Genomic DNA, 19,112 nt, shown 5'->3' on the forward strand with positions numbered 1-19,112 from the left:
CACGTGTCCCGCGGCACTGTCGCCGTCTTCGTGCCGCCACCGAACAGGTCCCGAGTAGCTCCTGATGACCTCCCGTGCCCTGATCCTCGGCTGCGCCGGAACGTCGCTCTCCGCGGAGGAGAAGGCCTTCTTCCGGGATCTGCGACCTTGGGGCTTCATCCTGTTCAAGCGCAACATCGGGGCCCCCGATGCAGTCAGGGCTCTGACGGGCGATCTGCGTGCGTGCCTCGGTTCCGACAAGGCGCCGATCCTGATCGACCAGGAGGGCGGTCGCGTCCAGCGGATGGGTCCGCCGCACTGGCCGGCCTACCCGGCCGGGGGCCGCTACGGCCGCCTCAACGGCAGCGCCACGACGATTGCCCGTCTCGGCGCACGCCTGATGGCACACGACCTCGCCGAAGTCGGGATCAACGTCGATTGCGCTCCGGTTCTCGACGTCCCCGCGCCCGGCTCGCATGACATCATCGGAGACCGGGCCTACGGGACCAGTGCGGATGCCGTGGCCGAGATCGGCCGCGCCGTGGCCGAAGGCCTGATGGCCGGCGGCGTCCTGCCGGTGATGAAGCACATTCCCGGTCACGGGCGTGCCGCCTGCGACAGCCACCACGGCCTGCCCGTCGTGGAAGCGACGCGCGAAGACCTCGCGGCGCAGGATTTCCGAACGTTCCGGGCGCTGGCCGATCTGCCCATGGCCATGAGCGCGCACGTGGTCTTCACCGCCATCGACCCCGAGAGGCCGGCCACGCAATCCACCGCCGTCATCCGCGACATCATCCGCGGCGCGATCGGCTTCGACGGCCTGTTGATGACCGACGACCTCTCGATGCACGCCCTGACGGGCACGTTCAGGGACCGGACGGAGCGCGCCTTCGCCGCCGGGATCGATATCGGCCTGCACTGCAACGGCGCGATGGACGAGATGCGCGCCGTGGCGGAGGCGGCGCCCGAACTCGCCGGTGCGGCCGCACGGCGGGCCGTGGCCGCGCTGGCGCGCCTCGATCCGGCGGGCGACGGGCTCGATGTCCCGGAGGCACGGGCACGGTTCGCCGCCGCCCTCGCCGCCGCCTGACCCACCGCCTTCCACCGGCCGTGGCATCGGCTCTGCTTGTGTTCGGGCTGCGCGATCCCTAGGTTCGCCCCGAAATCCTCAACCGGACGTGGCGTCACGCTCCCGCTTCATCGGGGCGCCCGCAGGAGGTTGCCATGGGCAGCATGAGTATCTGGCACTGGGTCATCGTCGCGGTCATCGTGATGCTGCTCTTCGGACGCGGCAAGGTCTCGGACCTGATGGGCGACGTCGCGAAGGGCATCAAAGCTTTCAAGAAGGGCATGGCCGAGGACGAGTCCCCGCCAGTCAGCCAGAACGCGGCGCCGCCGGCCGAGCCGGTCCGGACCATCCCGCACGCCACCGAGACCAGCCCCGGCACGGCGATTCCGGCGAGCCATCTGCCCGGCGGCGAACGCAAGCCGGTCTGACGGCGCACCGGACGCAAGGACCGTCAGGGCGCACGCCATCGTGTAGAGCCTGACGGGGTCCGGCCATCGCGCTGGGCCTCGAGGCAGCAGGACCGTCGACGACATGCTGGATATGAGCTGGGGCGAGGTGATGCTGATCGGCGGCGTCGCCCTCATCGTCATCGGACCGAAGGATCTGCCGAAGGCGCTGCGCACCGTCGGGCAGATCACGTCGAAACTGCGTCGCATGGCCGGCGAGTTTCAGATGCAGTTCAACGAGGCGATCCGTGAGGCGGAACTCGACGATGTCCGGCGCGAGGTCGACGGGATCCGCAACACGGTCCGCACGGCGGGCTCGACCTTCAATCCTGTGCAGACCATCCGCGATGAGCTGAAGGGCGCCGTCGAGGGACGGGCCAAGGTGGGTCCGGAGAAGCTCGGGCCTGAGCTGCCTGGAGCGAAGACCCGATCCCTGGCTGATGCGACGGCACAGTTGAAGGCCGAGCAGGAGGCCGCGACGCCGGCTGAGGCGGCTGCGCCTTCGGTTCACGATGCTCCACCGCCGGCGCACATCCCGGCGGCCGTGCCGGAGTCCGCGCCCCATCCCGTCGCCCAGGCTGGCGCGCCGGAGGCGCCCCTTCCCGTACCCGGATCGGTGGACGATCCGTTCGGCCCCGCGCCCGAACCGCCCGCCGCACATGACGCTTCCGTCGACCCGAAGAACGGCGCCGCTGTCCGATGATCACCGACACGGACGAGGCTGAGATCGAAGCCTCCCGGGCACCGTTGCTCGAACATCTGGTTGAATTGCGGGCGCGACTGATCAAGTCGCTCATCGCCTTCGTGCTGATGTTCTTCGCCTGCTTCTTTTTCTCGCGCGACATCTACAACGTTCTGGTCTACCCATACGTCTCGATCGTGGGTGCGCAGAACGCCGAGTTGATTGCCACGCACTTTCTCGAGCAGGTCTTCACCAACATCAAACTGAGCGTCTTCGGCGCGGCCTTCCTGGCCTTCCCGGTGATCGCGACGCAGATCTACGCCTTCGTGGCGCCCGGACTCTACCGCAACGAGCGCAAGGCGTTCCTGCCCTACCTTGTAGCCACGCCGATCTTCTTCCTCCTGGGCGCGCTGGTTGTCTTCTTCCTGGCGATGCCACTGCTGATCAAGTTCTCGGTATCGCTCCAGCAGGTGGGCGTGGCCGGTGAGCCGACGATCAAGCTGCTGCCGAAGGTCGATGAGTACCTGTCGCTGATCATGACGCTGATCTTCGCGTTCGGGATCGCGTTCCAGCTGCCGGTGATCCTGACGCTGCTGGGACAGATCGGGATCATCGACGCGGCCTTCCTGCGGGAGAAGCGGCGCTACGCGATCGTGCTGGTCTTCGTGGCAGCCGCGGTCCTGACGCCGCCCGACGTGATCTCCCAGCTCTCCCTCGCGATCCCGATGCTGCTCCTCTACGAGGCCTCGGTCTTCTCCGTGGCGCGGGTCGAGAAGCTACGGGCGGCGCGCCGCGCCGCCGAGGGCCTGGAGCCGTGATGCGGCGCGCCCGTCTCAGTCCGGCGCGCGCAGCCTGTAGCCGACACCGGTCTCGGTGAGGAGATAGCGCGGACGCTCCGGATCCGGCTCGAGCTTCTGGCGCAGCTGGCGCACGTAGACGCGCAGATATTGCGGATCGGACGAGGACGGGGCGTGGCGCATGAGCTGCGCGTGGGTCAGCACCTTGCCGGCATGCTGCACCAGCGCGCGCAGGAACTCGTATTCCCGCGGCGACAGCTTCACCTCGCGTTCGCCGACCCGCACGATGCGGCGGACGAGGTCGACCGAGAGGTCGTCCACCCGGAAGACCGGCCGCTCCCCCTGCATGGCCAGGCGATGGCGCAGGGCCGTCCGGATGCGCGCGAGAAGCTCGTTCATGCCGAAGGGCTTGGTGACGTAGTCGTCCGCGCCCAGATCGAGGGCCTCGACCTTGCCGCGCTCGTCGTCGCGGCTGGACAGGATCACGACCGGCAGATCGGGCCAGCGCTCCCGGATCGACGCGAGGAGGGCGTGGCCGGACATGTCGGGCAGGCCGAGGTCGAGGATCGCGAGGTCCACGCCGCCGGCCTCCAGAGCGGCCAGCGCGGCGGCAGCGTCGGCCGCCTCGACCACGGCGTAGTCCTGCGTCCCGAGACCGGTCCGAAGCAGGCGACGGATCGGCGGCTCGTCATCGATCACGAGGATGCGGGCGGTCGTCATGCGGCCGCCGCGTTCGCGTCCTCTGCTAATGCGACGCTCATTCGGGGCGGAGAAGCACGTGCCGCTTCTTGCCGAAGGACAGCTTGATGACGCCCTCCGGAGTGACGTCATCAGGGCCAAGCGTCGCCTTCTCGTCGGCGACCGGCACGTCGTTCACGCGCAGACCTCCGCTCTTGATCTGCCGCCGCGCCTCGCTGGTCGAGGGCACGAGCTTGGCCACATCCGGCCCGAAGGCCGTGAGCACGCCGAGCCCAGCCTCCAAGGTCGCCGCGGACACCGTGACGCTCGGGAGGTCGGCGGCCAGCGTGCCCTCCACGAAGGTCTTGCGCGCGGTCTCGGCGGCGGCCTCCGCGGCCTCGCGGCCATGCATCAGCGCCGTGGCTTCCGTGGCCAGCACCGTCTTGGCCGCGTTGATCTCGGAACCGGCGAGGGCCGCCAGACGCGCGATCTCCGCCATGGGAAGCAGGGTGAACAGCTTCAGGAAGCGGGCGACGTCCGCATCCTCGGTGTTCCGCCAGAACTGCCAGTAATCGTACGGCTTCAGCATCTCCGGATTGAGCCAGACCGCGCCGGCCGCGGTCTTGCCCATCTTGGCGCCCGACGACGTGGTCAGCAGCGGGCAGGTGAGAGCGTAAAGCTGCGGCGCGCCCATGCGGCGTCCGAGGTCGATGCCGTTGACGATGTTCCCCCACTGGTCCGACCCGCCCATCTGCATGACGCAGCCGTAGCGGCGGTTCAGCTCCACGAAGTCATAGGACTGGAGGATCATGTAGTTGAATTCCAGGAACGAGAGTTCCTGGTCGCGCTCCAGGCGTAGGCGCACGCTGTCCATCGACAGCATGCGGTTCACCGAGAAATGCCGGCCGACATCGCGCAGCATCTCGATGTAGTTGAGCTTGGTCAGCCACTCGGCATTGTCGACCATCACGGCATCGCCGGCCGCTTCGCCGAAGCGGAGGAACCGGTCGAAGGTCTTGCGGATCTCGGCCTTGTTGGCGTCGATCTGCTCGACGGTGAGGATCTTTCGCGTTTCGTCGCGGCCGGACGGGTCGCCGACCCGGGTGGTGCCGCCGCCCATCAGGGCGATGGGCTTAGCCCCGGTGGCCTGCAGCCAGTGCAGCATCATGATCGACAGGAGGTGCCCGACATGCAGCGACGGCGCCGTGCAGTCGTAGCCGACGTAGGTCGTCAGACGCCCTTCCAGCGCCGCGGCATCGATTCCGGCGAGGTCCGAGGTCTGGTGGATATAGCCGCGCTCGGTCAGGATCCGCAGGAAGTCGGATTTCGGCGCGAAGCTCTCGGCGGTCATGGATGCCATCTCGGGTCGCGCGCTGGCGCGACAGGCCGAGGCCCCGCATGCTAGCTCGCGCTGGGTTCAGGATACGGCGCGCTCTTAGCAGGGCGTTGGCCGAAAGGCACGGGGCAGGGCGGCATGGCGATGATGCGCGCGATCGGACTGATGAGCGGCACCTCGCTGGACGGCGTCGACATCGCGCTGATCGAGACCGATGGCGAGCGGGTCCACGTGGTCAAGGGCCACAACAACTTCCTGGAGCCGCTGGGTCCCACCGGCTACCGCGGCTATTCGGACGACGAGAAGGCGCTGCTGCGCGCGGCCACCAAGGACGCCGAATCCGTCACGCATCCCGGCGACAGGCCGGGGCGTCTGCCGGAGTCCGAGGTCTTCGTTACGCTCGCCCATGCCGAGGCCGTGGAGCGTTTCCTGGATGAGCACGGCCTCGTTGCATCCGAAATCGACGTCATCGGCTTCCACGGACAGACCGTGATCCATCGGCCGGACCAGCGGATCTCGATCCAGATCGGCGACGGGCAGGCGCTGGCGAGCCGGCTCGGCATCCCGGTCGTCTCGGACCTGCGCCGCGCCGATATCGAAGCGGGTGGGCAGGGGGCGCCGCTGGTGCCGGTCTTCCACAAGGCGCTGGCCGAAGCGTCGGGCTTCGACGGACCCTTCGGCATCCTGAATATCGGCGGCGTGGCCAACGCGACCCTGATCGACTCGAAGGGCGGCGTCATCGCCTTCGACACCGGTCCCGGCAACGCCCTGATCGATGAGTGGATGCAGGAGCGCGAGGGCAAGAACCTCGACGACGGCGGTCGGACCGCGGCCCGGGGCCGGCCGGACGAGCAGCTGCTCGCTTGGCTGCTGACCCATCCGTTCTTTTTCCGCCGGCCGCCGAAATCGCTCGACCGGAACTGGTTCTCCCACAAGCTCGCCGGCCAGCTCTCCACGGAGGACGGCGCCGCGACGTTGACGGCCTTCACGGCGCGCGCCGTGGCCCGCGCCCTCGACCACGCCCCCGAGATTCCGACCCGCTGGATCGTTGCTGGCGGCGGCGCCCGCAACGGCGAGCTGGTACGTCTGCTGAACTACCACCTGCGCGCCGAGATCACGACCGCGGACGCCATCGGCTGGTCCTCCGCCTACCTGGAGGCGCAGGCCTTCGCGTATCTCGCCGTGCGCTCGCTCAAGGGCCTGCCGATCACCTTGCCGTCGACGACGGGTGTGCGCGAAGCGATCACCGGCGGGGTCCTGGCGCGGCCGTGAGCCTCGGCTACGCCTTGCGGCGAATCGTCGAGGAATATCCGCTCGCCCGCCTCGATCCGCCGGCCGGACACCCGCTGGCCGCCGTGATCCGCAAAGGCGCGCCGGAGGAGCTGCGCGCCGCCCTGGCACCGATCGACGGGCCGTTCCTGGTGAAGGGCAGCCCGGGGCGTGGGAGCCACTGGGCTGCCGTGCCGTGGCTCGCGATGTTCGATCCCGCGATCACCACCAGCGCCACCCGGGGCTACTATCTCGTCTACCTGTTCGCGGCGCACCGGGAGATGGTGCACCTGTCGCTGGCGCAGGGCACCGTTGCTGCGATCCGGGAGCACGGTACGGCGGCGGGCGCCCATCTGCAGGTCAGCGGCGCCCGCCTCCGCGCCCGGCTGGCCGATTTCGCCGAGAGGCTCCCGAACGCATCGATCACCCTAGGGAGCGCGGGCGAGCTGCCGGAGGGTTACGAGGCCGCTCATATCCTCGGCCTGACCTACGATCTCGACGGTCTCGGCGATGAGCGCCGACTGCACCGGGATCTCGCCACGGCTGTCGCAGCGTATCGCGCGCTGAAGGCGCGGGGCGGCCTCGACCTCGCTCCTTCTTAGCGCACGCCCACAGGGACGCAGGCCGCTGCGTTGCGTCCGTCCGGCCGTCGGTGTTTGTGCCCCCGGCGCTCCCGCGCTAAGGCAGCCGCGCCATGTCGCACAACACCTTCGGCCATCTGTTCCGCGTCACGACCTTCGGCGAGAGCCACGGAGTCGCGCTCGGCTGCGTCGTCGACGGCTGTCCCCCCGGCCTGCCGCTCGAAGCCGAGGAGATCCAGGCCGAGCTCGACCGTCGGAAGCCGGGCCAGTCGCGGTTCACGACGCAGCGCCGCGAGCCCGATCAGGTGAAGATCCTGTCGGGCGTGTTCTCCGATGACCGGACGGAGGGCCGCCAGCTCACCACCGGCACGCCGATCGCGCTGGTGATCGAGAACACCGATCAGCGCTCCAAGGACTATTCCGAGATCCGCGACAGCTACCGGCCGGGCCACGCCGACTACACCTACGACGCCAAGTACGGCCTCCGCGATTATCGCGGCGGCGGCCGCTCCTCCGCGCGCGAGACGGCGGCGCGGGTCGCGGCCGGCGCCGTGGCGCGCAAGGTCGTGCCGGGCGTCACCATACGGGCCGCCCTCGTCCAGATGGGGCCGCACGCCATCGACCGGTCGCGCTGGGACTGGGCTGAGGTCGGCAACAACCCGTTCTTCTGCCCCGACGCGGAGACGGCAGCCTTCTACGAGACCTATCTCGACGCGATCCGGAAGGACGGCTCGTCGGTGGGCGCCGTCATCGAGGTGGTGGCCGAGGGCGTGCCCCCGGGCCTGGGCGCGCCGGTCTACGGCAAGCTCGACGCCGATCTCGCCGCCGCGATGATGTCGATCAACGCCGTGAAGGGCGTCGAGATCGGCGACGGCTTCGCGGCTGCGGCCCTACGGGGAGAGGACAATGCCGATGAGATGCGCGCGGGCAACGGCGGCCGTCCGCGCTTTCTCGCCAACCACGCGGGCGGGATCCTTGGCGGCATCTCCAACGGAGAGCCGGTGGTGGTGCGCTTCGCCGTGAAGCCGACCTCCTCGATCCTGACGCCCCGCCGCTCGGTCACCCGCGACGGCACGGATGTCGACCTCGTCACCAAGGGCCGTCATGACCCCTGCGTCGGCATCCGCGCCGTACCGGTGGCGGAGGCCATGATGGCCTGCGTGCTCGCCGATCACTATCTGCGCCATCGAGGGCAGGTCGGGCAGCAGCCCTGACCCCGGTCCTCGCCCCAACGACCCGAGAATGCCCGTGCCCCACTGCACCGTCACCGAGGCCATCGCGGCCTTCGCCCGCGGCGAGATCGTGGTCGTCACCGACGACGACGACCGAGAGAACGAGGGCGACCTCGTCGTCGCCGCCTCCCTCTGCACGCCGGAGAAGATGGCGTTCATCATCCGCAACACCTGCGGCATCGTCTGCGCGCCGATCACCCAGAGCGAGGCGCGGCGCCTGCACCTCGCCCCGATGGTCGCCTCGAACGACGCGCCGCTCGGCACGGCCTTCACCGTCACGGTGGACGTGAAGCACGGCCTGACGACCGGCATCTCCGCGGAGCAGCGCTGCAACACGGTGCGGGCGCTGGCCAACGGCAACATGGGGGCGGGCGATTTCGTGCGGCCCGGCCACGTCTTCCCGCTGATCGCCCGAGACGGCGGCGTGCTGATGCGCTCGGGCCATACCGAGGCCGCGGTCGACCTGTGCAAGCTCGCTGAGCTGCCGCCGGTCGGCGTGATCTGCGAACTCGCCAACGACGACGGCACCGTAATGAAGGGGCCGCAGATCGAGGCCTTCGCCGAGACGCATGGTCTCAAGCAGGTCTCTGTGGCCGACCTCATCGCCTACCGGCAGGCGCGCGACCGGCTGGTGGAGCGGGTCGGCCATTTCACGGTCCGCTCGAACCACGGGGACGTGAACGCCTACGTGTTCTCGACGCCCTTCGAGTCGATCCAGCAATTCGCCTTCGTGATGGGCGAGATCGGCGACGGCCGGGACGTTCTGGTGCGCCTGCACCGTTCCAACGTCGCCGCCGACGTGATCGGCGGCGGCCGGCAGATCGATGCCGTCCTGAAGCGCTTCGCGGCCGTCGGGCGCGGCGTGCTTGTCTATCTCCGAGACGGTACCGCGGGCGTGCCGGTGAAGAGCGTCACCGAGGAGGGCACGGAAGCCCTGCGGGCGCGGCAATGGCGCGAGATCGGGCTCGGCGCCCAGATCCTGCGCGATCTCGGGGTGGTCTCGATCCGCAACCTCGCGACCTCGTCGCGGTCCTATGTCGGCCTCTCGGGGTTCGGCATCGAACTCCTGGGCGACGAGCCCCTGGAGGGCTGAGGCGTCCGGTCAGGCCCGGCGCAGGACGGTCCAGACCGCCGCGCCGGCCATGATGGCCGCCGCACTCCGGTTCAGCCGTGCCCGGAAGCCGGGCCGGCGCAGGGAATCCCGTGCCCGCGACGCGAGGGCCGCGTAGGGGGTCATCACGATCAGCAGGGTCGCGGCCGTGACGGCGACCAGGGTGACGAAATCGGCGCCCGTCACGCTGCGCAGATCGACCAGCGTGGGCAGGATCGCGAGGTAGAAGACGATCGTCTTGGGGTTGCCCAGGGTGATGGTCAGCCCGGCGACGAAGCTCGAAAGCGGCCGGTCGCGGGCCTCCGCCCCGACCTGCCCCGCGCTATCGGCCGCCCGCCAGAGCCGGTACGCCAGATAGGCGAGATAGAGGCCGGCGCCATAGCGGACGAGGACGAACACCGTCCCGAGCGCCTCCGCGATCAGGGTCAGCCCGAAGGTTGCGGCGGCCAGATAGGCCAGATCGCCGAGGATCAGCCCCCCGAGAACGCCATCGCGGCGCCGAATCCTGAGCCCAGGGCACGGGCGACGAGCGCGACGACGCCGGGTCCGGGCACGGCGGCGGCGACGCCGAGGGCCAGCGCATAGGTCAGGAAGCCCGCAATCGTCACCGGCCGACGTCCCGACGGGCGGCGCGGGCGGCTGGGACGCGCTCTCGGGCGGATGGCATCGGTCGATTCGCATGCGGCATGGCGGCGTCCCCTCCCGGCGGCCGATCATGGCGTTTCGGCGGGCGGCTGTAACGGCGCAGCCGTCAGCGTCCCATCAGCGCGTCGACATGGGCGGCCACCGACTTTCCGAGGCCTTCGAGACTGTAGCCGCCCTCGAGGATCGAGACGATCCGCCCCCCCGCGCAACGCTCGGCCACGTCCATCAGCCGGCGCGTCGCCCAGCCGAAATCCTCCGCCTCCAGACGGAGATTGGCCAGGGGATCGAGGCGGTGCGCATCGAAGCCCGCCGAGATCACGATCACATCCGGCCGGAAGGCTTCCAGCCGTGACAGGATGCCGGTCTCGAACGCTTCCCGGAACACTTCGCCATCGTCGTTGGGCCGGAGTGGCACATTGACGATCGTATCCTTGTCGCCGCGCTCGGAGGCCGCGCCGGTTCCCGGGTAGAGCGGCATCTGGTGCGTGGAACAGTAGAGCACCGAACCGTCGTCCCAGAAGATGTCCTGGCTGCCGTTGCCGTGGTGCACGTCCCAGTCCACCAAGGCCACCCGCTCGGCGCCGTGCTTCTTCTGGGCATGGCGGGCCGCGATGGCGGCGTGGTTGAACAGGCAGAATCCCATCGCCCGGGTCCGCTCGGCATGGTGGCCCGGCGGGCGCATGGCCACGAAGGCGGTGCGGCACTCGCCGCCGACGACGGCGTCGACGGCGTGCATCCCGCCACCCACGGCCCGCAGCGTCGCCTCCAGGCTTCCCGCCGACAGGATCGTGTCGGAATCGATGCCGACCATGCCGTGCTCTGGCACCGCCGCCACCAGGGCGTCCACGTACTCGCGCGGATGGGCGAGCGTGACGGCCTCGATCTCGGCCCTGGGCGCCGAGGCCCGCACGAGACCGGCGAAGCGCTCATCCTCCAGGGCCCGCTCCACCGCGCGCATCCGGGCCGGCCGCTCCGGATGTCCCTCCGGGACCTCGTGATCGAAGCTGGCGGGATGGCTCACGTAGAGGGTGGTCACGAGGGTCGCTCCCGGATGCTCGCCTGTCGCGCACCTGCAACAGGAGCCGGCAATGTGCCACGAGCCCAACGCGCGGACTACGGCGGGGTGCCGTTGGCCCTTTATGGTCGAGCGATTCGTCCGCGGGACAGCTCCGCACCATCACGCGTCGTGCGGTCCGTCCAATGCCGCGAAGATCGTCGGGGCAGGAACATGCGCATCCTATCGGTCATCGGCTCAGCCCTGCTGCTGGCAGGCTGTACCTTCAAGGGCGTGCCCGACCCGACTCTGTCTGCGCGCGACGCGGAATACATGGCCCTCGTCCCGGAGGCGGAGTTCGATCCCCACTTCGCCCGCTACGAGATCGCCGACCCGACCCGGGAGCCGCCCGGCACGATCGTGGTCGAGACCAAGGAGCGGCAGCTCTACCTCGTCCTGCCGAACGGCCGGGCGATGCGCTACGGCGTCTCGGTGGGCGACGAGGCCTATGGCTGGACCGGCGCAGCCCGGATCGACCGAAAGGCCGAGTGGCCAGCCTGGAACCCGCCGGCCGAGATGATCAGGCGCTGGCCTCACGTCCACGCCATGCAGGGTGGACCGATGAACCCCCTCGGCGCCCGCGCCCTGTACCTGTCGGACCACGGCAAGGACACGCTTTACCGGATCCACGGCACCAACGAGCCCGAGAAGATCGGGCAGGCGGTCTCCTCCGGGTGCATCCGGATGCGCAACATCGACGTGGTGGACCTATACAACCGGGTCCCCGTCGGGGCCTCGGTCATCGTCCGGTAACGCAACCGGTCAACGTCCCAATAAGCCTGCTTAATCGGGAGGTGTTTACCTGAACTTCCGTTCAGATCTCGCCATTAACCTCTGGAAGGGAAGCGGTCCCGTAAGTTGAAGACACACAGGGACTAGCGCCGACCGCAGCAAAGGTCGGGGAGGCAGGCGATCATGACCAGCATTACCGTTCAACAGTTCTGCAACCATGCGGTTTCGGCCGGCACCATCAGCGACGAGGACCTGCTGGTCCTGAAGCGCGAGGTTCTCCCGGACGGCCTCATGAGCCGCGAGGACGCCGACCTGCTGATCGCCCTCGAGCGGGCCGTGATCGGTTCCGACGCGTTCGCCGACTTCCTGGTGGCCTCGGTCGTCGACTTCGCCGTGTGGGGGTCGCGCCCGACCGGCTACATCGACCGCGACGTCGCGGCCTGGCTCGCAGCCTCGCTCAGCGGCCGCGACGGCCCGAGCGCGGTGGGCGCTCGGATCGCCATGGAAGTCGTCCGCGAGGCCGAGAGCAGCGCCGAATCGCTGGTCGCCTTCGCCCTGGAAGCCAACCGTCGCGTCCGTGACACGGTTCAGGCCCCGCACATGACCTTTGCCCTGGCGGCGTGAGCCTCAGACCAAGGCGCAGCTTCCGTCCGCGGCGCAACTGATCTATCGGGACAATCAAGCCGGTGCGCAATCCGGCGATCTCGAAAGCAGTGCGCCAGCGATGTTCGAAAAGATCCTGATTGCCAACCGGGGCGAGATCGCCTGCCGGGTGATCAAGACGGCCCGTCGAATGGGCATCAAGACCGTAGCGGTCTACTCGGATGCCGATCGCGACGCCGTGCACGTCGCCATGGCAGACGAGGCGGTCCATATCGGACCCGCTGCCGCATCCGAATCGTACCTCGTGATCGAGAAGATCGTCGAGGCCTGCAAGAAGACCGGCGCCCAGGCCGTCCATCCCGGCTACGGCTTCCTCTCCGAGCGCGAGGCGTTCCCGAAGGCGCTCGAGGCCGCCGGCATCGTCTTCATCGGCCCCAACCCGGGGGCCATCGCCGCCATGGGCGACAAGATCGAGTCGAAGAAGGCGGCGGCCGCCGCCGAGGTCTCGACCGTTCCGGGCTTCCTCGGGGTGATCGAATCGCCCGAGCACGCCAAGACGATCGCCGACGAGATCGGCTACCCGGTGATGATCAAGGCCTCCGCGGGCGGCGGCGGCAAGGGCATGCGCATCGCCCACTCGGGCGCCGAGGTGGCGGAGGGCTTCGCCCGCGCCAAGTCCGAGGCGGCCTCCTCGTTCGGCGACGACCGCGTCTTCATCGAGAAGTTCATCACCGACCCGCGCCACATCGAGATCCAGCTGATCGGCGACAAGCACGGCAACGTGGTCTACCTCGGCGAGCGCGAGTGCTCGATCCAGCGCCGGAACCAGAAGGTGATCGAGGAGGCACCGTCGCCGCTCCTCGACAAGAAGACCCGCCGCAAGATGGGCGAGCAGGCCGTCGCCCTCGCCAAGGCGGTGAACTACGACTCGGCCGGGACGGTCGAGTTCGTCGCCGGGCAGGACAAGTCCTTCTACTTCCTGGAGATGAACACGCGTCTCCAGGTCGAGCATCCGGTCACCGAGATGATCACCGGCCTCGACCTCGTCGAGCTGATGATCCGGGTCGCGGCCGGCGAGAAGCTGCCGATCACCCAGGACGACGTGAAGCTGAACGGCTGGGCGGTGGAGAGCCGCGTCTACGCCGAGGATCCGACCCGCAACTTCCTTCCCTCGATCGGCCGGCTCACGACCTACCGCCCGCCGGAAGAGGGCCGTCAGGGCGCCGCGATCGTGCGCAACGACACCGGCGTCGAGGAGGGCGGCGAGATCGCCATCCACTACGATCCGATGATCGCCAAGCTCGTCACCTGGGCGCCGACCCGGGCCGAGGCGATCGCCGCCCAGGGCGAAGCCCTCGACGCCTTCGCGATCGACGGCATCCGCCACAACATTCCGTTCCTCTCCGCTCTGATGGCCCATCCGCGCTGGCAGGAAGGTCGGCTGTCCACAGGCTTCATCGCCGAGGAATTCCCCGAGGGATTTACGGCGCCTGAGCCGGCCGGTCCGGTGGCCATCCGCATGATGGCCGCGGCGGCGGCGATCGACCACAAGCTCAACCAGCGGAAGCGGGGCATTTCCGGTCAGATGCGCGCGCCGGGGCTGTTCGCCTTCGAGCGCGAGCGCGTCGTCATCCTCGCGGGCCAGTCATACCCCGTGACCGTGGAGCCGGAAGGCGAGGACCTTCTGGTCACCCAGGAGAATGGGACGGCGCTCACGGTGGCCAGCGCGTGGCGGCCGGGCGAGCCGGTCTGGATCGGCACGATCGGTTCGGAGCGCGTGGCGATCCAGGTGCGCGCCCTGCTCAACGGCGCATTCCTGCAGCATGCCGGCGCGGCCGCGGAGGCCCGCGTCTACACCCGCCGCGAGGCAGAACTCGCCGCTCTGATGCCGGTGAAGGAACAGGCCGGCTCCGGCAAGCAGGTCCTCTGCCCGATGCCCGGCCTCGTGAAGCAGATCCTCGTCACCGAGGGTCAGGAAGTGAAGAACGGCGAGCCGATCGCGGTCGTCGAGGCGATGAAGATGGAAAACATGCTTCGTGCCGAGCGCGACGCCACGGTGGCGAAGATCCACGCCAAGGAAGGCGACAGCCTCGCCGTCGACGCGGTGATCCTGGAATTCGCCTGAAGCGCGTCGACGACCCGCCGCATGTCTGTCGTTCAAACCGAACAGACAAAATTGCTCGCCACCGCGCTGAATAACATCGCGGTGGCGCTCGTCGTGATCGGGGTTGTGACGCCGATCACGGCCATAAGCTTCGAGATCCCGAACGCGCCGCCGCTCAAGCCCGGTACGGCGCTGTTCGCCATCATCTAGCTATCTGCCGGCATCGGTTTACATGCATTGGCGAGACGCGCGCTTCGGAGTCTGATGCCATGAGCTCAGGCCAGATTTTCGTGACTTTCGTCATCCCGGCGGTCGTCCTGGCCGTCGCCTACACGGCTGTGATTCTCAACGAGCGCGCCGTGCGCCGGCTGGACCATCCACCGGGCGAGTGAGCAGGTGCGCTCGGCTTCCTCACCTCAGGTAAGATGCCCCTTTATTTCGCCTACGGCGCCAACATGGATGCCGCCGCGATGGCGCTGCGCTGCCCGGATTCGCGGCTGATCGGCGGCGGACATCTGCCGAACCACCGCTTCATCATCATGCGCGAGGGCTATGCCTCCGTGGTGCGCGATCCCCGGCGAAACGTTTGGGGGGTGCTGTGGGAACTCGCCTCCGACGACATCCCGGCACTCGATCGCTACGAAGGCGTCGCCGGGGGGCTCTATACGAAGGCCGCCATTGCGATCCGCACGACGGATGGCGTCAAGCGCGCCCTGATCTATCGCGGATGCTCGACGGCACCCGGCCGGCCGCGGCCGGGATACCTCGAGGCTGTCGTGGCGGCGGCGTTCGCCGCGCAGCTTCCGGCAGCCTATCTCCGGGAACTCAGCACTTGGACCCGGGGCTGCCCCTCCTGAGCAGCGCGCAACTGGTACGCGACATGCTTGCCCACGATCGAGCTGGAGGGTGACGGATAGCCTCGCGTCGCACCAGCCATCCGTGATTGCGCAGCGCGCCCGTCGGCCAACGACGATCGGCGTGCGCCTGCGAGGGAGAGTTCTGCATGTCGTATTTGGCGCCCGCCGATTTCGTGAAGAAGGCCGTCGATGCCGGTGAGGCGAAGGTCTTCATGGCCACCAAGGACACCTTCATCCGTGCCTACATGGCCGGAGCGATCCTGGCCCTCGCCGCCGCCTTCGCGGTGACCATCAACCAGACCACGGGCCAGCCTCTGGTCGCGGCGCTGCTGTTCCCGGTCGGCTTCTCGATGCTGTACCTGCTCGGCTACGACCTGTTCACCGGCGTCTGCGTGCTGACACCCCTTGCCCTCATCGACAAGCGCCCCGGCGTCACCGTGGCCGGCGTCGCCCGCAACTGGGTGCTGGTCTTCTTCGGCAACTTCGCGGGCGCCCTGACCACCGCGGTGATGATGTCGATCGTCTTCACCTTCGGCTTCGCCACCGAGCCGAACGCCGTCGGCAAGCTGATCGCCGGCATCGGCGAGGCCCGCACCCTCGGCTACGAGAAGTACGGCGCGTCCGGGATGTTGACGCTCTTCGTCCGGGCCATGCTGTGCAACTGGATGGTGTCGACGGGCGTCATCGGCGCGATGCTGTCGACCTCGGTGCCCGGCAAGGTGATCGCCATGTGGATGCCGATCACGGTGTTCTTCTTCATGACCTTCGAGCACTCGGTGGTGAACATGTTCCTGTTCCCGTCGGCGATCCTCATGGGCGGCCATCTGACGGTCATGGACTATCTGCTCTGGAACGAGATCCCGACGTTGATCGGTAACATCGTGGGCGGCATCGCCTTCACGGGCCTGATGCTCTACTCCACGCATGTCCGCACCGGCGCGACGCGGAGCCAAGCAATGAACGCGGATCTCCGCCGCCCGATCGCGGCCGAGTAGGACCATCCGGACCCGCGCCGACAGGCGCGGGCCTCTGCAGCGAGACGACGTCGCCATGAGCGAGACCAGGACGATCTCCGTCATCGTCACAGGGCGGGTCCAGGGCGTCTCCTACCGGGCGTGGACGCAGTCGGAAGCTCGCGCGCGGGGCCTGTCGGGCTCCGTGCGCAACCGCGACGACGGTTCGGTGGAAGCGGTCTTCAGCGGCGCACCGGCCGCGGTGGCCGAAATGGAGGCGCTGTGCCGGTCGGGTCCACCCGGCGCACGCGTCTCCGATCTGCGCGTGCGAGTCGGCGGCGACCTGCCCGCCGATGGCGGCTTCAGGATCCTGCACGGCTGAGGACGACCGCCGTCGCCCTCGTGTGGGTTCAGCGCGGGCGCTCGGGCTGGTATGCGGGTCGCCCCATCGCGAATCCGCCATCCGGAGATCATGACAGAACTGTCCGCCGGCAGCGCCGCCTTCTCGCCCCTCGATCTCGGGGCGCTGCTGTACTTCATCGTCGCCTGGATCGCCTACGGTCTCTCGGTCGGACGGCTCCGTGGCCGAATGGTCTCCCTCAGCCAGATCATGAACGGCCACCGGGCCAATTGGGCGCGCCAAGTCATCGGCCGCGACAACCGGGTCGTCGACACGCAGATCAACGCCTCCTTGCAGAACGGCACGGCCTTCTTCGCATCGACCTCGTTGATCGCCCTGGGCTCGGTCCTCACCCTGTCCCGCTCCGGGGATGACGTCCTGAACCTGTTCGCCACGCTGCCCTTCGGCACGGTGGCAAACCGCCTGACCTGGGAATTGAAGGTCGCCGGGCTCGCGGTAGTTTTCGTGTACGCCTTCTTCAAGTTCGCCTGGGCCTATCGATTGTTCAATTACACGGCGATCCTCCTCGGCGCCGTGCCATCGAAAGGGTCCGGTGCGAGCGACACCGAGATGCTTCGGGCGGTGCGTCGTCTTGCCACGATGAACGTCAGCGCCGGGCGTCACTTCGCGCGCGGCCAGCGGGCCTTCTTCTTCGCGCTCGCCTATCTCGGCTGGTTCATCAGTCCCTACGTCCTGTTCGCCTCGACGACCGCCGTCGTGATCATCATGTGGCGCCGCCAATTCGCCTCGGAGATCCGCAAAGCGCTCTTGGAGGCGGGGGAGGGTCCCCACGAAGGGCCGCTCGAGGTCCCCGTCCTGTCGGCCGCCGAGGAAGCACGCACATGACCGACGCGAAGCCGGACGATCTCGCCATCGAGGCGACGATGCTGCGCCTCGTCGCCGAACGCGGTGCCGACAAGACCATCTGCCCGTCGGAGGTCGCCCGCGCGCTGGGCGGCCCCCATCCGGACGGCTGGGGTCCCCTGATGCAGCCGGTCCGCCGGACCGCCGTCCGGCTCGCCCATGCGGGCCGAATCGCGATCCTGCGCAAGGGAAAGCCGGTGGATCCGGACGACTTCCGCGGCATCTACCGGCTCTCGCTGCCGGGCTCAGGGGCGGGACCGGGCAGCCAGTCCGAAGTGTAGCCGGACAGCCGGTAGACGGCGAGGCCGATCCATTCCTTCACGGCCAAATCGAACTGCAGCAGCCCCTCCGACGCGAAACCGTGGACCCGGGTCACGTCGCTCCAGCCGCGGGTCTTGTAGTCTAACGGGAAGGCGTCCACCGTAAATCCGGCCTGCCGGAAGCAGCCGACCGCCCGGGGCATGTGCCCGGCCGAGGTCACCAGCAGCCAGCGTTCGCCGGGCTTCGGCTGCACCAGGGATGCCGAGAAGGCAGCATTCTCGTGGGTATTCCGCGAGCGGTTCTCAAGGACGAGGCGCGTCCGCGGCACGCCGATCACGTCGGCCTGCCGGCTGACGATATCGGCCTCCGCGATCCCGCCCCCGATGAAGCCGCTTCCGCCGGAGAAGACGAGGCGTGCCGCCGGGAAGCGGCGGGCGAGATCGGCGAGGTAGATCGGCCGCTCGCCGGCATCGTTGACAACGACCTGGTCGCGCGCTTCCGAGAGTCCCGCCTCGATTCCGCCGCCGAGCACGATGATTCCGACCGGTGCCGGGCCGTCGGCCGGGTAGGGGGGAAACCGTTGCTCGAGGGGGAGCAGAACCATGTCCGACAGCGGCCCCAGCCCGGCGGCACCGAGCAGGGCCACGCCCAGGAGCGCGATCCCCAGGCCGGTCCGCCGCCGCCGCGTCGACGCCACGGCGATCCCGAACAGGATCGCGAAGATGCAGAGGTTCGACGGGGTGATCAGGAAATAGATCACCTTCGAGGCCTGAAAGAACACGGTGTTCAGACCGGCTTCGTTTCGGCCTCGAAGCGCGCCAGGGCGGCGGCGTCCGGCGGCAGCAGGCTCGCGAGACTCGCGCCGCGCTCGATCTCGCGCTGAATCCAGAGATCGAGACGCTGCTGTTCCACGGCTTCGAGGGCCACCCGCTCGGCGAGGGCCGCCGGCACCGCGACCAGTCCGGTGGAATCGCCGACGAGGATGTCGCCGGGATGGATCGCCGCGCCGCCGCAGGCGACACGTTCCTGCGTACCGACCAGGGCCAGGGTGCCGCTGGCCGCCGCCGGCCGGCACCAGGCCGGGACGCCGATCTCGTCGGGGAGGGCCGCGTCGGTGATGAGACCCGCGGCGCCGCGCTGGGCGAGGCGCGCCGCGAGGATGGCGCCGAACGGCAGGGGGAGGGCAGAGCCCGCGGCATCGATCACCACGACCGCCCCCTCGGGAACGGCGTCGATGGCGGCGGCGAGGTCGCCCGCAGCGTCGTCCCGGGCCGGGATCATCCGCAACGTGTAGACCGGCCCGATCACGGTCTGGCTGCCGCGCGGCGAGAGGCCATGCGGGCTGAAGGCCTTTACTCCGGCCCGCGACAGCGCCCGGGCGAGGCTCGCCGGTGTCACGGCGGAGAGTGCGTCGCGCAGGGTCGGGTCGATCGCCATCAGGGGCTCCGTGGAAGGCCGT

23 protein-coding genes and 1 pseudogene are annotated in these 19,112 nt (G+C 69.0%); 18 read left to right on the plus strand and 6 right to left on the minus strand.

The features are described from left to right. Positions 1 to 64: 64 nt before the first annotated feature. The 4 genes from nagZ to tatC all read left to right on the plus strand — a co-directional run bounded on the left by nagZ (position 65) and on the right by tatC (position 2,994). Positions 65 to 1,069 (plus strand): beta-N-acetylhexosaminidase, encoded by a 1,005-nt coding sequence (gene nagZ / locus ACXJKQ_RS00465; RefSeq protein ID WP_457103797.1) that lies wholly within the window; start codon positions 65 to 67, stop codon positions 1,067 to 1,069. 134 nt (positions 1,070 to 1,203) lie between these two features. Next, positions 1,204 to 1,476, plus strand: coding sequence for a twin-arginine translocase TatA/TatE family subunit (locus ACXJKQ_RS00470; protein ID WP_457103798.1), 273 nt, complete (start codon positions 1,204 to 1,206; stop codon positions 1,474 to 1,476). 103 nt (positions 1,477 to 1,579) lie between these two features. After that, entirely contained in the window at positions 1,580 to 2,197 is a 618-nt protein-coding gene (tatB, locus tag ACXJKQ_RS00475) for a Sec-independent protein translocase protein TatB (protein ID WP_457103799.1), read from the plus strand. After that, positions 2,194 to 2,994 carry a twin-arginine translocase subunit TatC gene (tatC, locus tag ACXJKQ_RS00480; protein ID WP_457103800.1) on the plus strand — a complete coding sequence of 267 codons (801 nt, stop codon included), beginning with the start codon at positions 2,194 to 2,196 and terminating at the stop codon, positions 2,992 to 2,994. The genes tatB and tatC overlap by 4 nt, the downstream gene beginning before the upstream one ends. Before the next feature lie 15 nt (positions 2,995 to 3,009). Here tatC and ACXJKQ_RS00485 read toward each other — a convergent pair whose 3' ends face one another. Continuing rightward, on the minus strand, positions 3,010 to 3,693 hold the full coding sequence (locus ACXJKQ_RS00485; protein WP_457103801.1) for a response regulator: 684 nt from the start codon (positions 3,691 to 3,693) through the stop codon (positions 3,010 to 3,012). Between the two features lie 37 nt (positions 3,694 to 3,730). Then, a complete protein-coding gene (gene tyrS, locus ACXJKQ_RS00490; protein WP_457103802.1) occupies positions 3,731 to 5,002 on the minus strand; it encodes a tyrosine--tRNA ligase in 1,272 nt (423 codons plus the stop codon). Positions 5,003 to 5,125: 123 nt separating this feature from the next. Here tyrS and ACXJKQ_RS00495 point away from each other — a divergent pair, with 123 nt between their 5' ends. The 4 genes from ACXJKQ_RS00495 to ribB all read left to right on the plus strand — a co-directional run bounded on the left by ACXJKQ_RS00495 (position 5,126) and on the right by ribB (position 9,162). Further along, positions 5,126 to 6,259: an anhydro-N-acetylmuramic acid kinase gene (locus tag ACXJKQ_RS00495; RefSeq protein ID WP_457103803.1), complete on the plus strand. Its 1,134-nt coding sequence runs from the start codon at positions 5,126 to 5,128 to the stop codon at positions 6,257 to 6,259. After that, complete coding sequence (locus ACXJKQ_RS00500) at positions 6,256 to 6,858, plus strand: DUF3578 domain-containing protein (protein WP_457103804.1); 603 nt, start codon at positions 6,256 to 6,258, stop codon at positions 6,856 to 6,858. The genes ACXJKQ_RS00495 and ACXJKQ_RS00500 overlap by 4 nt, the downstream gene beginning before the upstream one ends. Before the next feature lie 92 nt (positions 6,859 to 6,950). Next, entirely contained in the window at positions 6,951 to 8,051 is a 1,101-nt protein-coding gene (gene aroC, locus ACXJKQ_RS00505) for a chorismate synthase (RefSeq protein ID WP_457103805.1), read from the plus strand. A gap of 34 nt (positions 8,052 to 8,085) precedes the next feature. Continuing rightward, positions 8,086 to 9,162 (plus strand): 3,4-dihydroxy-2-butanone-4-phosphate synthase, encoded by a 1,077-nt coding sequence (gene ribB / locus ACXJKQ_RS00510; RefSeq protein ID WP_457104058.1) that lies wholly within the window; start codon positions 8,086 to 8,088, stop codon positions 9,160 to 9,162. Positions 9,163 to 9,171: 9 nt separating this feature from the next. Here ribB and ACXJKQ_RS00515 read toward each other — a convergent pair. After that, positions 9,172 to 9,788, minus strand: a pseudogene (locus ACXJKQ_RS00515) (LysE family translocator). 143 nt (positions 9,789 to 9,931) lie between these two features. Beyond that, on the minus strand, positions 9,932 to 10,861 hold the full coding sequence (locus ACXJKQ_RS00520; RefSeq protein ID WP_457103806.1) for a histone deacetylase family protein: 930 nt from the start codon (positions 10,859 to 10,861) through the stop codon (positions 9,932 to 9,934). Positions 10,862 to 11,053: 192 nt separating this feature from the next. Between ACXJKQ_RS00520 and ACXJKQ_RS00525 the strand changes: the two genes are divergently transcribed. From ACXJKQ_RS00525 to ACXJKQ_RS00570, 10 genes are all read left to right on the plus strand, one after another. Continuing rightward, positions 11,054 to 11,632, plus strand: a complete 579-nt coding sequence (locus ACXJKQ_RS00525; RefSeq protein WP_457103807.1) for a L,D-transpeptidase — start codon at positions 11,054 to 11,056, stop codon at positions 11,630 to 11,632. Positions 11,633 to 11,794: 162 nt separating this feature from the next. Further along, entirely contained in the window at positions 11,795 to 12,235 is a 441-nt protein-coding gene (locus ACXJKQ_RS00530) for a hypothetical protein (protein WP_457103808.1), read from the plus strand. A gap of 100 nt (positions 12,236 to 12,335) precedes the next feature. Further along, the gene (locus ACXJKQ_RS00535) at positions 12,336 to 14,339 is read left to right on the plus strand and encodes an acetyl-CoA carboxylase biotin carboxylase subunit (RefSeq protein ID WP_457103809.1); all 2,004 of its coding nucleotides are present in this window, start codon (positions 12,336 to 12,338) and stop codon (positions 14,337 to 14,339) included. Between the two features lie 21 nt (positions 14,340 to 14,360). Next, on the plus strand, positions 14,361 to 14,528 hold the full coding sequence (locus tag ACXJKQ_RS00540) for a hypothetical protein (RefSeq protein ID WP_457103810.1): 168 nt from the start codon (positions 14,361 to 14,363) through the stop codon (positions 14,526 to 14,528). Positions 14,529 to 14,587: 59 nt separating this feature from the next. Beyond that, positions 14,588 to 14,710 (plus strand): hypothetical protein, encoded by a 123-nt coding sequence (locus tag ACXJKQ_RS00545; protein WP_457103811.1) that lies wholly within the window; start codon positions 14,588 to 14,590, stop codon positions 14,708 to 14,710. Between the two features lie 33 nt (positions 14,711 to 14,743). Continuing rightward, entirely contained in the window at positions 14,744 to 15,175 is a 432-nt protein-coding gene (locus tag ACXJKQ_RS00550) for a gamma-glutamylcyclotransferase family protein (protein ID WP_457103812.1), read from the plus strand. 146 nt (positions 15,176 to 15,321) lie between these two features. Beyond that, positions 15,322 to 16,170, plus strand: coding sequence for a formate/nitrite transporter family protein (locus tag ACXJKQ_RS00555; protein ID WP_457103813.1), 849 nt, complete (start codon positions 15,322 to 15,324; stop codon positions 16,168 to 16,170). A 55-nt stretch (positions 16,171 to 16,225) separates the two neighbouring features. Beyond that, entirely contained in the window at positions 16,226 to 16,510 is a 285-nt protein-coding gene (locus ACXJKQ_RS00560; protein ID WP_457103814.1) for an acylphosphatase, read from the plus strand. Between the two features lie 90 nt (positions 16,511 to 16,600). Next, positions 16,601 to 17,374 (plus strand): DUF599 domain-containing protein, encoded by a 774-nt coding sequence (locus ACXJKQ_RS00565; RefSeq protein WP_457103815.1) that lies wholly within the window; start codon positions 16,601 to 16,603, stop codon positions 17,372 to 17,374. Continuing rightward, the gene (locus tag ACXJKQ_RS00570) at positions 17,371 to 17,673 is read left to right on the plus strand and encodes a DUF3253 domain-containing protein (RefSeq protein ID WP_457103816.1); all 303 of its coding nucleotides are present in this window, start codon (positions 17,371 to 17,373) and stop codon (positions 17,671 to 17,673) included. The genes ACXJKQ_RS00565 and ACXJKQ_RS00570 overlap by 4 nt, the downstream gene beginning before the upstream one ends. Here the strand turns inward: ACXJKQ_RS00570 and ACXJKQ_RS00575 are convergent. Together ACXJKQ_RS00575 and ACXJKQ_RS00580 are read right to left on the minus strand one after the other, a co-directional pair. Then, positions 17,616 to 18,434, minus strand: coding sequence for a YdcF family protein (locus ACXJKQ_RS00575; RefSeq protein WP_457103817.1), 819 nt, complete (start codon positions 18,432 to 18,434; stop codon positions 17,616 to 17,618). The two genes, ACXJKQ_RS00570 and ACXJKQ_RS00575, sit on opposite strands and share 58 nt — an antisense overlap. A gap of 5 nt (positions 18,435 to 18,439) precedes the next feature. Beyond that, positions 18,440 to 19,090: an RraA family protein gene (locus tag ACXJKQ_RS00580; RefSeq protein ID WP_457103818.1), complete on the minus strand. Its 651-nt coding sequence runs from the start codon at positions 19,088 to 19,090 to the stop codon at positions 18,440 to 18,442. Positions 19,091 to 19,112 lie beyond the last annotated feature (22 nt).

This window comes from Methylobacterium sp. P5_C11, assembly GCF_054049775.1.

What these genes read in the sequence shown, in the direction of transcription:
- nagZ (WP_457103797.1), top strand. Translation starts at nt 65, where the DNA reads ATGACCTCCCGTGCCCTGATCCTCGGCTGCGCCGGAACGTCGCTCTCC.
- ACXJKQ_RS00470 (WP_457103798.1), top strand. Translation starts at nt 1,204, where the DNA reads ATGGGCAGCATGAGTATCTGGCACTGGGTCATCGTCGCGGTCATCGTG.
- tatB (WP_457103799.1), top strand. Translation starts at nt 1,580, where the DNA reads ATGCTGGATATGAGCTGGGGCGAGGTGATGCTGATCGGCGGCGTCGCC.
- tatC (WP_457103800.1), top strand. Translation starts at nt 2,194, where the DNA reads ATGATCACCGACACGGACGAGGCTGAGATCGAAGCCTCCCGGGCACCG.
- ACXJKQ_RS00485 (WP_457103801.1), bottom strand. Translation starts at nt 3,693, where the DNA reads ATGACGACCGCCCGCATCCTCGTGATCGATGACGAGCCGCCGATCCGT.
- tyrS (WP_457103802.1), bottom strand. Translation starts at nt 5,002, where the DNA reads ATGACCGCCGAGAGCTTCGCGCCGAAATCCGACTTCCTGCGGATCCTG.
- ACXJKQ_RS00495 (WP_457103803.1), top strand. Translation starts at nt 5,126, where the DNA reads ATGGCGATGATGCGCGCGATCGGACTGATGAGCGGCACCTCGCTGGAC.
- aroC (WP_457103805.1), top strand. Translation starts at nt 6,951, where the DNA reads ATGTCGCACAACACCTTCGGCCATCTGTTCCGCGTCACGACCTTCGGC.
- ACXJKQ_RS00525 (WP_457103807.1), top strand. Translation starts at nt 11,054, where the DNA reads ATGCGCATCCTATCGGTCATCGGCTCAGCCCTGCTGCTGGCAGGCTGT.
- ACXJKQ_RS00530 (WP_457103808.1), top strand. Translation starts at nt 11,795, where the DNA reads ATGACCAGCATTACCGTTCAACAGTTCTGCAACCATGCGGTTTCGGCC.
- ACXJKQ_RS00535 (WP_457103809.1), top strand. Translation starts at nt 12,336, where the DNA reads ATGTTCGAAAAGATCCTGATTGCCAACCGGGGCGAGATCGCCTGCCGG.
- ACXJKQ_RS00540 (WP_457103810.1), top strand. Translation starts at nt 14,361, where the DNA reads ATGTCTGTCGTTCAAACCGAACAGACAAAATTGCTCGCCACCGCGCTG.
- ACXJKQ_RS00545 (WP_457103811.1), top strand. Translation starts at nt 14,588, where the DNA reads ATGAGCTCAGGCCAGATTTTCGTGACTTTCGTCATCCCGGCGGTCGTC.
- ACXJKQ_RS00550 (WP_457103812.1), top strand. Translation starts at nt 14,744, where the DNA reads ATGCCCCTTTATTTCGCCTACGGCGCCAACATGGATGCCGCCGCGATG.
- ACXJKQ_RS00555 (WP_457103813.1), top strand. Translation starts at nt 15,322, where the DNA reads ATGTCGTATTTGGCGCCCGCCGATTTCGTGAAGAAGGCCGTCGATGCC.
- ACXJKQ_RS00560 (WP_457103814.1), top strand. Translation starts at nt 16,226, where the DNA reads ATGAGCGAGACCAGGACGATCTCCGTCATCGTCACAGGGCGGGTCCAG.
- ACXJKQ_RS00565 (WP_457103815.1), top strand. Translation starts at nt 16,601, where the DNA reads ATGACAGAACTGTCCGCCGGCAGCGCCGCCTTCTCGCCCCTCGATCTC.
- ACXJKQ_RS00570 (WP_457103816.1), top strand. Translation starts at nt 17,371, where the DNA reads ATGACCGACGCGAAGCCGGACGATCTCGCCATCGAGGCGACGATGCTG.
- ACXJKQ_RS00580 (WP_457103818.1), bottom strand. Translation starts at nt 19,090, where the DNA reads ATGGCGATCGACCCGACCCTGCGCGACGCACTCTCCGCCGTGACACCG.